The 12,052-nt window shown below is 65.3% G+C and carries 9 protein-coding genes; 5 read left to right on the forward strand and 4 right to left on the reverse strand.

Translation table 11 applies throughout. The annotated features are described in order from the left end of the window. Nucleotides 1-46 precede the first annotated feature (46 nt). Nucleotides 47-1,246 (reverse strand): ROK family transcriptional regulator, encoded by a 1,200-nt coding sequence (locus G5T42_RS08050; RefSeq protein WP_165127499.1) that lies wholly within the window; start codon nucleotides 1,244-1,246, stop codon nucleotides 47-49. 233 nt (nucleotides 1,247-1,479) lie between these two features. On the opposite strand from G5T42_RS08050, the gene G5T42_RS08055 reads away from it, so the two are divergent. From G5T42_RS08055 to G5T42_RS17465, 5 genes are all read left to right on the forward strand, one after another. After that, on the forward strand, nucleotides 1,480-2,781 hold the full coding sequence (locus tag G5T42_RS08055) for an extracellular solute-binding protein (RefSeq protein WP_165127501.1): 1,302 nt from the start codon (nucleotides 1,480-1,482) through the stop codon (nucleotides 2,779-2,781). 217 nt (nucleotides 2,782-2,998) lie between these two features. Continuing rightward, nucleotides 2,999-3,793: a sugar ABC transporter permease gene (locus G5T42_RS08060; RefSeq protein WP_206535732.1), complete on the forward strand. Its 795-nt coding sequence runs from the start codon at nucleotides 2,999-3,001 to the stop codon at nucleotides 3,791-3,793. Beyond that, nucleotides 3,790-4,656: a carbohydrate ABC transporter permease gene (locus tag G5T42_RS08065; protein ID WP_206535733.1), complete on the forward strand. Its 867-nt coding sequence runs from the start codon at nucleotides 3,790-3,792 to the stop codon at nucleotides 4,654-4,656. The genes G5T42_RS08060 and G5T42_RS08065 overlap by 4 nt, the downstream gene beginning before the upstream one ends. Before the next feature lie 32 nt (nucleotides 4,657-4,688). Next, nucleotides 4,689-5,423, forward strand: coding sequence for a Gfo/Idh/MocA family oxidoreductase (locus tag G5T42_RS17460; protein WP_206535734.1), 735 nt, complete (start codon nucleotides 4,689-4,691; stop codon nucleotides 5,421-5,423). Between the two features lie 25 nt (nucleotides 5,424-5,448). Continuing rightward, on the forward strand, nucleotides 5,449-5,958 hold the full coding sequence (locus tag G5T42_RS17465) for a Gfo/Idh/MocA family oxidoreductase (protein ID WP_206535735.1): 510 nt from the start codon (nucleotides 5,449-5,451) through the stop codon (nucleotides 5,956-5,958). Nucleotides 5,959-6,049: 91 nt separating this feature from the next. On the opposite strand, the gene G5T42_RS08075 is transcribed toward G5T42_RS17465, so the two are convergent. From G5T42_RS08075 to G5T42_RS08085, 3 genes are read right to left on the reverse strand one after another with little or no spacing between them, the layout of a single operon-like run. Continuing rightward, nucleotides 6,050-7,717 (reverse strand): right-handed parallel beta-helix repeat-containing protein, encoded by a 1,668-nt coding sequence (locus G5T42_RS08075; protein WP_165127505.1) that lies wholly within the window; start codon nucleotides 7,715-7,717, stop codon nucleotides 6,050-6,052. Then, nucleotides 7,714-9,957, reverse strand: a complete 2,244-nt coding sequence (locus G5T42_RS08080) for a glycoside hydrolase family 95 protein (protein ID WP_347104427.1) — start codon at nucleotides 9,955-9,957, stop codon at nucleotides 7,714-7,716. The genes G5T42_RS08075 and G5T42_RS08080 overlap by 4 nt, the downstream gene beginning before the upstream one ends. After that, nucleotides 9,939-11,966 carry a hypothetical protein gene (locus G5T42_RS08085; RefSeq protein WP_165127509.1) on the reverse strand — a complete coding sequence of 676 codons (2,028 nt, stop codon included), beginning with the start codon at nucleotides 11,964-11,966 and terminating at the stop codon, nucleotides 9,939-9,941. Before G5T42_RS08085 ends, G5T42_RS08080 begins: the two co-directional genes overlap by 19 nt. Nucleotides 11,967-12,052 lie beyond the last annotated feature (86 nt).

Here is a 12,052-nt window from a genome sequence, read left to right on the forward strand (position 1 = left end):
CCTTCGATTTCCGGCGGCTCTCGTGCCGACCGCCGCGCGGACCGTGCTAGACGCTGACGAGGGGAAATGGGGGTTCGAACAGCCGTTCCTCGACCTCGTCGAGCGCGGACCGGATGGCGCCGAGGCTGATCGATTCTTCTCCGAGAGTCGACACGCGAACTTCGGGCGGGATGACACCGCTCAGTTCCAGGACCTTCCTGACCGGTTCGAGCGCGACATCGCCCGCCAGCGCGAGGTCGCCAGCGATCACGACGACTTCTGGATCGAACGCGCTGATGATGGGCGCCACCAACTCGGCAGCCGTCGTGGTGAAGCTGGCGACCGCGTCACGTGCCGATTCGTCTCCGGTGGCAGCGGCCGAGAAGATGGGGCGAGCGTCCCCGAGGTCGCCGCCGACGCCTGCACTGAACTCCGTCAGCGTGACACCTAGCGGGTGCTCGAGAAGTACGAGGTAGGCGTCCAGCCAGCCGCGGCCCACCCGCAGATCGAATTCACCGCCCGCTCCGTGTGCGCCCACCAGTGGGCGACCGGCCACGACGATGCCCAATCCCATCCGCTGCCCCGCGTGAAGGTGCACCACATGGTCGGCGTGCTGGGCGGCGCCGCGCCAGCGCTCGCCGAGCGCGCCGAGCCGAAGATGGTTGTAGGCGCTCGCCGGCGCGCCGATCATCCTCGAGAGCTCGTCGGCGAGATGGATCCCCTCCCAGCCGGGAAGGCTGTTGCGGACGATGCGCCCGTCAGGGTCGACGATCCCCGTCGATCCCGCGGCTCCGCCGAGAACCTTCTTCTTCGCGACCCTGGCAGTTCTGAGCACAGCCCCGATGGAATCGCGGATGAGAGCGAGGCGGGCGTCGGCGGGCAGGAGTGGAGGCGCGTCGCGACGGATGCGGCCGACGACCGTGCCCGCGAGGTCCGCCACCGCAACGGCGACCGCCGTCGCCTCCACATCCACGCCGACGACATAGCCCGCGTTCTCACGAAATCGAAAGCGCCTCGCCGGACGTCCGGCCGAGCGGCGATCGAGGCTCACAGGCGCGAGGACATCGACCCAGCCAGCAGTGTGGAGAGCGTCGACGGCCTCCTCCGCGGTGGGGCGGGACACTCCGATCGCCTCCGCCAGCTGGGTCACGCTCAGTCCGGCTCCGTGCCCGTCCGGCGCCGTGAATGTCTCGTCGTGGAGCGCCTTGAGAGTGGCCGAGGAGTTCAAGCGCCGAAGGAAGGATGGGTCGCCGCCCGTTGAACTCATGCTCTCTCCTTGACCTACTATTTCGTGGACTCAATCTACAGAGACTCTGTGAAATCGCGGCGCTCAGCAGCCGGTGGCGGCGAATCCAGAACCGACGGTCTCGATTCAGTCACGCCGCTTGACCGAGTGAACCATCTCTGCAAACATCGTCGGTAACGATTAGCAAAGAAGATTATTTTACTAATCGTCAGCTGACCCGCATCAAGTCATTGCATTCGTCGAAGGAGACAAACATGCGAAGGATGACCCTCGCCGTCGCCGCGCTGGCAGCCGGCTCAATCATGCTCACGGCTTGTATGGCCGGAGGTTCCACAGGATCCGGCGCCGCCGGCGACGGGGAGGATGTCGAACTGACGTTCTTCACGTTCGAGACGCCCAACCTCACGCCGGAGTACTGGGACGAAACGATCGCGAACGCCGAGAAGGCCGTCCCCGGGGTGAAGATCAACAAGATCGTCGGCGAGAACACCCTCGAGTACATGCAGAGCCTGTACGCCTCCGGTCAGGCGCCTGACATCTGGCTCGGCGGAGCCTCGCTCCTGCCTTTCGTCGCGAAGGGCCAACTCGCCGAGTGGTCCGAAGATGAGCTGGGTGACCTCGAGATCCCTCCCGGCTTCCAGGGGGTCGTCGATGGAAAGATCTACGGCCCTCCGGGCATCGGAGCCCAAGCGATTCCCCTCGTCTACTACAACAAGGATGCGTTCGAGCGGGCGGGAATCGACTCGGTGCCCACGAATTGGGATGAGTTCGAGGACGCGTGCGCGAAGCTCAAGGATGCCGGCATCACTCCGCTCGAGCTGGGTGGCGGTGGAGAAGACACCTGGGTGGCCGGCATGACGTCATCTGCGATCATCGCATCGGACATCATGGGCAACGACCCGGACTGGTTCACCAAGAAGGCGGCGGGCGAGGTGTCGTTCACCGACCCGGAGTTTCTCGCAACGACTGAGAAGGTGGCGAACCTCGCGAAGGCCGGGTACTTCGATATGGACGGCCTCAGCCGCACGTACCCCGAGGTCGAGCAGTCGTTCCTCGATCAGGACGCTGCCATGTACGTCATGGGCAACTGGTTCGCGGCGACCGCCGACAAGGGACTCGACTTCGAGCTGGGCGTCTTCGCCATGCCGAACGACGAGGGAAAGAACATCGTTCCCGTTCCCACGGGTGGGCCTGCGATCGTCGTGAGCGCCGACGCGCCCGACGTCGACCTCGCGAAGAAGGTCGCTCTCGAGTTCATCACCAATCCCAAGAACGTCGAGAAGAACACCATCGCCGACGCATCGCTGATCCCGCCGCAGTTCGACGTGCCCGAGGGAATGGGCGACGCTTACCTCGCGACGCTCGACGCTTACCGTGCGGCATTCGATTCGGACTCCATCGTCGCTGCCTGGGCGAACTCGACGGGCATGACGCCGCCCGGATTCGCCGGAGCGATGGACCCGGCCACGATCGATCTCATCAACGGCCGAATGACCCCCGAGGCATATGGGGAGTATCTCGACAAGAAGTGGGACGAGCTCGCCGTAACCGAGTGACGCTCAGGGAGGAGGCGGCCCTCATCGACCGCCTCCTCTCCGATCTCTCGTCCCCTCAACCGATGGAGTCCTCATGACCGCGCTTCAAGTCGCACGCATGCCAGCGAGGACGGCGACGCGAGCCGTCTTCCCGAGGCGCAGACGGGGCCGTGCCCTCCAGTTCGCCCTGTTCGTCCTCCCGGCGCTCGTCATCTATCTGGCGCTCGTGATCATCCCGATGGTCGTCGCGATCGGCACCAGCACGACAGATGCGAACCAGTTCCGGGCGACCGTGGAGTTCATCGGTCTGCAGAACTACGTTCGGCTGTTCCAGGACCCCGCCTTCTTGCATGCTCTATCGAACACGGTGATCATCGCCGCCTTGATCACCGTCGTTCCGAATGCGCTCGGACTCGGCATCGCGATCTTGCTCGATCGCGCGGGCTGGATCTTCAATGCCCTGCGGGCGGCGTTCTTCGTGCCCATCGTCCTGTCCTCGGTGGTCGTCAGCGTCACGTGGGGCATGATTCTCAGCGACGACGGGCTGCTGAATTCGATGCTCAAGAACCTCGGAGTCGCGGATCCCCCCGGCTGGGTCTCCGATCCGAATCTGGCGTTGTATTCGATCGCGGGAGTCATCTGCTGGCAGTCTCTCGGCGTCGCGGTCGTTCTGTTCCTCGCCGGCCTGCAGGGAATACCGCGCGAGCTCCTCGAGGCTGCAGAGATCGATGGTGCGGGGCGCTTCGCCCGGTTCCGCACCGTCACGTGGCCACTCCTCGCACCTGTTGTCACCATCACCGTCACCCTCAGCCTCATCGGCGGATTCAAGGTGTATGACCAAGTCAAGGTCATCACCAACGGCGGCCCAGGCGTGGGCACGACGAACACTCTCGCATTCGACATCGTCCGCTACAGCGTAGAAGCCGGCCAAGTCGGATATGGGCAGGCGATGGCGACCGTCATGCTGGCGATCATCGCCTTCGTGTCGATCTTCGTCCTCCGCGCACTGCAGCGGCGGGAGGTGGACCTGTGACCACCATCGCTCCTCGTCGACGTCGCCCGATCGACCGCGAGAACTCCTACGGTCCGATACGCGTCCTGGTGGGTGTGCTCATCGCGCTGATCTTCTCGGTTCCCATCTACCTGGTGGTGGTGAATGTTCTCAAGCCGAGCAGCGCCATCTTCTCCAACCCGGCGGCTCTCCCGGCACCGCCGACCCTCGAGAACTTCATCTCGGTGCTGTCGCGGTCAGACGGTCTCTTCTGGAACGGACTGATCAACAGCACGCAGATCACCGTGCTCTCGGTGTTCGCGACGATCATCCTCGCGAGCAACTGCGCGTACTACCTCGCGCGCAACACCGGGCGGGTCACCCAGGTCATCGTCGTGCTGATCGTCGTCGGGATGATGATCCCCGGCGCCTCCATCATCCAGCCGATCATCCAGATCCTCCTCAGTGCCGGGCTCATCGGAACGATTCCCGGTCTGATAATCGTCAACGTCGCGGGCGCCATGCCCTTCGCGATCCTCGTGTTCATGGGCTTTGTTCGAAGCATCCCCATCGAGCTCGAGCAGGCTGCCGCCGTCGACGGCGCCGGACCATTCCGCATCTTCTGGCAGATCGTGTTCCCGCTCATGCGCCCGGCCGTCGCGACGGTGCTCATCTTCACAGCGGTCGGTGTCTGGAACGACTTCATCATGCCGCTGATCGTTCTGGGGCCGGGCAGCGGGACGACTGTCACGGTCGGTCTGTACCGCTCAGTGAGCCAATACACGTCCGACTACGGAGCGGTGTTCGCATTCATGGTGCTGGCCACGATCCCGATTCTGCTGCTGTTCCTCTTCTTCCAGCGCTACTTCGTCAAGGGTCTGATCGCAGGGGCGACAAAGGGATGAACGAGTCGATGACAAGCACCGCCACGCTCACGATGGCCGTCGCGGGCGCGGGCGCGCGAGGTTTCGCCTATGCCGAGGCTGCCGTGTCGCTTCACGCGCCTGTTCGAGTGGTGGCCGTGGCTGAGCCCCGCGAGGGCCAGAGGCGCCGATTCGGCGAGCAGTTCGGGCTGCGAGAAGACGCCCTCTTCACGGATTGGCGAGACCTTGCGGCCGCGCCTCGGCTGGCGGACATCATGGTTATCAGTCTTCTGGACGATCAGCACGTAGAGGCTGCTCTGGCCTTCGCCGAAAAGGGCTACGACATTCTGCTCGAGAAGCCGATGGCGACGACCGAGGAGGACTGCATCCGGATCGTCGACGCTGTCGAGGCGGCGGGCGTTCGCTTCGCGGTAGCGCACGTGCTGCGCTACACACCCTTCACCCTCGTGCTGCAGGACCTCCTGCGTCAGGGTGTCATCGGCGACATCGTCAACATCGAGCATCTCGAGCCGATCGGGCACTGGCACTTCGCCCACTCCTTCGTCCGCGGCAACTGGCGCCGCGAGGATGAGAGCAGTTCGCTTCTGCTACAGAAGTCATGCCACGACATCGACTGGCTCTGCGCCATCGTGGGCAGACCGTTGGAGAGGGTGTCCTCGTTCGGCAGCTTGTCCTACTTCCGAGGGGGAGAACCGCCCCGCAGGCGCGTCGGATCGCTGCATCACCTGCGCCATCGAGCCCAGCTGCCCATTCTCGGCCCTGCGCTTCTATCGGAGGGGGATCTCTGAATCGCCCGGTCCCGGCGAGGACTACATGGCCCGGGTCATGGCCGGGGAGTTGACGTCCGAGGCCGTCGAGCGCGCACTGGAGTTCGGTCCCTACGGCCGATGCGTCTGGGCGAGCGACAACGACGTGGTCGACCACCAGGTGGTGCAGATGCAGTTCGAAGGAGATGTCCTCGTGAGCTTCACCCTCACGGCACTCTCCGAAGGTTCTCACCGCAAGACCCGCATCTTCGGGACGAAGGGCCAGATCACGGCGGACGGTCAGATGATCGACATCTTCGACTTCATGACGGGGACCACCAGACGGATCGATACCGACGCGATGGGGCACGCGGCGGCCGACGGGCACGCGGGTGGCGACATCGGTCTCGTCCGGGCGTTCGTCGAGTCCATCCGAAGTGGAGAGCCAACCGAGCTCGCAAGCGGCGCGCGCGAGAGCCTCGCGAGTCACCGCGTCGTGTTCGCGGCCGAACGCGCCCGCCGGACGGGTACGATCGTGCAGTTCGAGAGCCAGCCCGCGGTCTCATTCGCGCTCTGATCGCGCTGGGGAGGTTGGTGTGCGGCCGCGGAGTTCCCTCTCACGGAGCCGCAGGTGCGAGGGGGATCATCAGCTGGGCCGCTGTGTCACCCTACGTCCGGGCATGCGCCACGTTTCCGCTTGCGGCGAGTTCGGAGCAGCCTTCGAAGGTCACAAGCTCACGCAGTCGAGGCGCACCCGCTCCGGTCCGCTCGACGACGTTGCTCGTGATAGACATCCCCTGGGTGCTCTTGGCGTAGAGAAGCCCGGCGTCGCGGGTCGTCGTCACATTGCGCGTCACTTCGATGCCTCGATGCACCGGACGGGTCGAGGCCGGATCCGTGACCTCGGGGGCGACGGAGATCGATGGTTGCTCGGCGCCACCGCATTCGATGAAATGGTTCTCGCGGATCGTCACGTTCTGGACTGGCCCCGACTCGAACCAGCTGCCGGCATCGTCCGCGATGAGGACGGGGCTGTGACAGGTTCGCTCGAACACGTTTCGTTCGATGAACACCGGCTCCCGCGTCGTGACGAGGACACCTCGGGTCGGTATGTGCGAGAAGTGGTTCCCCACGATCTGGACCCGCGGATTCCACGTCACGTTCTCGACGACGTCCCCGGGACGTACGTCCGGAACTATCGAGTCGAGCGTGAGCTCGATCTCCCTTTGATTGATCGTTTCGACGTCAAGAACGCGATGGGTGGATCGAGGTACCAGCGTGCGTGCGCAGACGACATTGATCTCATCCTCCGGACGGAACGCTGGAAGGCCGAAGGTCTGCGGGTGCATGAATCGCACGATGAGTCGGTCCGGACGACACCTCGCGGTGATCGCGAGATGGGTCCCGTGGATATTGATCGCATCGTCGTGGGAATGAGACAAGACGCAGCCGGATACGACCAGTGAGCCGCGACAGCCGCTGAAGTGCAGTATGTCCGCGAATGCGGCGGTCGTTCGCCCGGAGTCTGGCCGCGGTCGGATCTGCACACGCTCGACGGCGACATCCTCAGTGAACTGCGCGACGATTCCCAGCCCGTGTGCGAAGTGGAGGGCCATGTCCTCGAGGACGACATCGGTGCTGCTGTCGACGAGTATCCCCACCTGATCGCGCAGCCCGTCGCGCATCTGGAGAACCTGCGACGGGCGGAGCCCGGGGCGGGACGCCACCTCGAATCGGAGCCGACCCGGCTGGAGCTCGAGCGCGACGGCGTCGCGGAGGGGGTTGTCGATCCGCGATGTGGTGCCGGCCCTTGGATCGAGGACCTGAGCTGGTCCCTCGAAGAACCGCCATCCCGGCCCGGTCCACCACAGCGTCTGGTCAACGATCTCGTAGCGGGTAGATGCGTGTACGCGTCCCTCGAACCAGCGATCGCCGGCCGCTGTAACAGTCATCTCCGCGATTGTGGGGTGCTCGAAGTCGAACCTGACATCCCGTACCCGGACGCCGCGGCATCGCTCGACTGCCAGCATCGTCTGGCGTCCGTGGAAGGCGAACAGCGAGCCATGGCCGTCGATGGTCAGACCTCGTTGGTTCTCGACGAGAATTGCGATCTTCTTCATCGCCGTCGGATCCTCGTCTTCACTCGTGGTGTTCGTGACGCGGAGCTCGAGGCGAGCGGCCGCTTCCTCGTGGAAGTCGTACCGTCCCGCCGGGAAGTGCAGGACGACCGGTTGCGCAAGATCGCGAATGGCGTCGAGCGCCTGACGAACCCCTGGGACGGCATCCGCACCGGAGTCCGGAGAAACACCGAAGTCGGCGACGCTCACTTCCTTCACTTGGACAGCCTGACCTCTTCTCCCTCACGCGTGGGGTGGACCAATCGGACCTCGCCATTCACTCGGACCCGTACCGGCTGCCCCTCGGCCGTGCGGTCCGCGCGGATCGTGAACTCCGCGACGCGTCCGTCGCGCCAACGACAGTCCACTCCGAAACCGCCACGCGCCCGCAGGCCCCGGAACGATCCATCCCGCCATGCGGCAGGCAGGGCCGGCAGCAGATGGATGGTGCCATCATGACTTTGGAGGAGCATCTCCACGACACCGGCGGGGAAGCCCAGGTTGCCGTCGATCTGGAAGACATCGCCGTTCGTGTGGCAGAAGAGGTTGGTGAAGCTGTTGAAGGTGAGGAGCCCTCTAATCATCCTCCGGGCGCCTTCGGCGTCTCCAAGACGCGCGAAGAGCGCACATCGCCAGGGCCACACCCACGATTGGCGGCTGTCTCCCGAGACGGACGACTCGGTGAAATCCTCGCCGGGACGTGCACCGCATCGCGCCCTAAGGCTGATCGAAGCCGCGGCAGCGAGCCGGGGCGTGTGCGTGGGCGTGATCTGGCGGCCCGGGAACACGCCGAACAGATGCGACGTATGCCGATGGATGCTGTCGGGATCGTCGATGTCGCTCTGCCACTCTTGGAGCTGACCCCAGCGCCCCACCCGATTGGGTGACAGTCGGGACTGGAGAGCGCGCACGCGCGTCGCGAACTCGCTTTCCGCCACCCCTGCTGCCGTGGCTGCCGTGAGGTAGTTCTCGAAGAGATCCCAGATGATCTGTTGGTCGTACGTGACGCCGTCTTCACGGGGACCGTGCTCGGGAGACCACCCGTCCGGTGACACCAGCTCGCCGTTCTCGTTCTCGACGAGGCGGTAGTCCCAGAAGCGGCAGATCTCGTCGAGCATCGGCAGGGCGACATCGCGGAGATACTCGCCGTCGGGCCGGAACGCCCAGTGCTCGGCGACGTGCTGCGCGTACCAGGCGCTCGCGACCGTGTTCCACTCCCACGAGTTTCCGCCGAAGATGCTTTGGCTCGTCCGTGCGGTCCACCCCGGCACATCGTCACCCAACGAGAGTCGGCTCGCGCTCCGGCTGCTCGGTGCCATCGCCCGGATGAACTCGATGAGAGCTTCGTGCGTCTCGGGCAGATCGCACGTCTCGGCCGACCAGTAGTTCATCTGGACGTTGATATTGGTGTGGTAATCGGCGGCCCACGGTGGGGTGTTGCTGCCGTTCCAGAGTCCCTGAAGGTTCGCCGGCAGGCCGCCGGGGCGCGAACTGGCCCAGAGCAGGTAACGGCCATACGCGAACATCGTCTGTTCGAGCTCGGGATCCTCGCCTCCGCGGCGATATGCATCGATGCGCTCATCGGTCGGGAGCCCACGAAGGGCTTCATCGCTCGCACCCCAGTCGACGTGAACGCGCGATGCGACTGATTTCGCCTGTGCGACATGGTCCTCTCTGAGCGCAGCGCTGCCGACGCCGCACGCTCTATCGACGGCGTGTCGAACCCTCGGTTCGGGTGCCTCACCGCGCCAGCCGGAGTCCCGGTTTGCCCTGTAGTCCGTCCTCGCATCGAGGATCACGGAGACTTCCGTGGCGCCGTGAACTCGCAGAGTGCCCGGTCCAGCCGCCACGATTCCGTCAGTCGCGATGATTCGAGCGGCGGCCGCGTATTGCAGCCCGTTGGGTAGCGAGCCGCCGAAGCCGATCGACGCCGTCTCGGCGTCCTGCCACCCGCTCGAGCCGAGGTGAGAGGAGCGGAGCTGGACGACGATGTCGGCCGTTCGCCCGAGCCGATATGTCACCACGATCACATCTGCGTCCCGGCTCGCGAACGCCTCGATTTCGACCGGGGAGGCGTCGACCACGAAGGTGGTGCGATGCACGGCTGAGCGGAGGTCGAGCGTTCGTTCATACGCTCGAATATCGGCGGTCTCCAGCCCTCGGATGGTGACAAAGAGGTCGCCGAACGCGAGATAGCTGCCGAAGTCGAGCGGGCCCGTGTCGAAGGCATCGTCAGGCCGTCCCGCGCGTGCGTTGTCGTAGTCGGCGACGCCGCTCCACATGCTCTGCTCGTTGAACTGGACGCGCTCGGTGCCCACCTGTCCATGCAGCATCGCTCCGAGCCGGCCATTGCCGATCGGAAGTGCTTCGGACTGCCAGTCCTGCGCCGGGCGACGGTACCAGAGGCGATTCGATCCTCGTCCGTCCGGATCCGGCGCCCTCACGCCTTCTGCCCCCACACCACTGCCAGGAACAGCGGCTCGTTGAGCCCAACCGGGTCTGGCCAGCCCAGTGTCGCGACTCCATCGGCCACAGTAACGAGTTCCGTGTCGACCGGATGCCAGCTGCCGTCTGTCCGGAGATGCTCGAGCGCGACCGGCCTCCTGGCCGCCGCGAACTCGAACTCGACGCGCGGCCACGGATCGAGCGACAGGTCCAGGAAGCTCAGCAGCGTCTCATCGTCGGCATCGATACGAGAGGCGAGGGGCCACGCACCGTCCCCACGGACGAGGAGGGGGGCCCGGCCGTGGAATAGCCAGCGCACTGCCGCCTGCAGTTGCTGGACTCGATAAGGGTGGTGGAAGCTCACCCCCAGCGGGCCGACTGCGGTGTCGTAGTCCCAGCCGTGCACCATGATCCGGCCGCCTCGGGCATTCTCGAAGGCGATCATCGCTGGGTGCTGCGACCGGAGTCCGGGGTCGACGAGATGCCCGACCACGGTCGCCTCCTTCATCGGATGCAGCGGCATGAAGCGCGCGGAATAGTCGACCATCGGCAGCTGCGCCGTGACCAGACGCCCGGGCGCGCCTCCGAACCGTTCATCCTCGATCGATTCGGCCGCGAACATGCCCAGCTCGTCGAGACGCTCGGGCATCGTGCCCCCGAGGAGCCCCAGGTCGGCGGAATACCCGCGTTCGCACAGGATGGCCGCCGCGAGGCCATCGAGGAACAGCCCCTGGGTCAGCAGGTCGCCGATCTCGGCATCCGTCAACGACCATGCCTGCCGCCCGCAGACGAAGGTGACCGGCGATGCCTCGTAGATCGTGGGTATCCCGGCCGCCTCGAATGCCTCAACGGCTGAGAACCCGCCCTCCGCGAGATCGGCAAGACCGCTGCCCGGTTCGAGCCGGACCTTCTCCGCACTGTCATCGCGGTGGATGAGGTTTATGCCGCGATGCTTGCCGCCCCTGCCCAACCGATCCGCAAGCCCGGCATAGAAGTCTTTCCGCTCCCCGAGCAGGCGCCCGTAGTGGGGCTCATTCTCCATGGGCGAGCCCAGGTGGTCGAAGACATTGAGAGTGCATCCGGAGGCGCCGCCCGCAAAGCTCACCGCGAGAGTGGCATCCATGAATGCCACGCTCTTGGCGTAACGGCTGAACGGTACGCTCTCGACCTCCGTGAAGTCCTCCACCCCCTCGGGGAGCACCGAACGGGTGAGCTTGATCGAGTCTTGGCTGAAGTAGAGGCCGCGCGGAGGTCCCCACTCCCAGTAGTTCCCCAGCGTGGGCCGACTCAAGATGTCGCCGCCGAGAGCGTCGGCGACGCGATGCCAATCCCGCGCCTCGCGGACGTGATTGCGCGGCCCGCTGGACATCAACCCGATGCGTGTGTCGGGAGATGCAGCCCTCACGGCGTCGCGGATGACCTCCATGGACTCCAACGCGGCCTCCGACCGCACGCCGAGCCAGAGTGAACGCCACGGGTGAGGTTCGCCAGGCCGGATCAGGGCGGCGATGAGCTCTTCGCGCGCGACGTCGTGGCCGACGAGGGCAGAGAAGCGTGCGAGATGGAGCGGGCAGTAGCACTCCGCGGGGCCGAAATCACGGATGTCGTCCTCCACCCATATCACTCGAGGGCGAGTAGACGCATACAGGCCCCAAGTCGCGGCGAGATTCGCGCGCCACGCGGCGGAGAGCAGGCAGGTGACGCTTGTCGCCGCCTGGCCATGCAGGTTCACCGCGGTCTGGGCGCCCGGGATCGTATTGGGTCGAAGACGATCTTCGTGCCCGCGTGTGACCCAGGGGTTGAGGGAGTAGGCGATGCCGAGTGGTTCGAGCGCGTCCCGCACTCGATGGAGCTGCTCGACCTGGGCCGGCATCGTCTCGGGCGTCGGGTGACCGGGGAACAGCTCCTCCGCCTCCACGACGACGATGACCTCATCCAGCCGGTAACGAGGCGCGACCTCGACGAGCTCGGCCAGGAGCTCTTCGAAGCGATGCCTCGGGAGGCTTCGGCGTAGCGCGTACATGGGTCGGGCTCCGTCGGGTCAGGCAGGACTGTCACACATTAACCAGTGTTATTGCGAAAACCATACACGTCCGCCGATATGACCTT

This window comes from Microbacterium sp. 4R-513 (assembly GCF_011046485.1).
GTDB lineage: Bacteria > Actinomycetota > Actinomycetes > Actinomycetales > Microbacteriaceae > Microbacterium.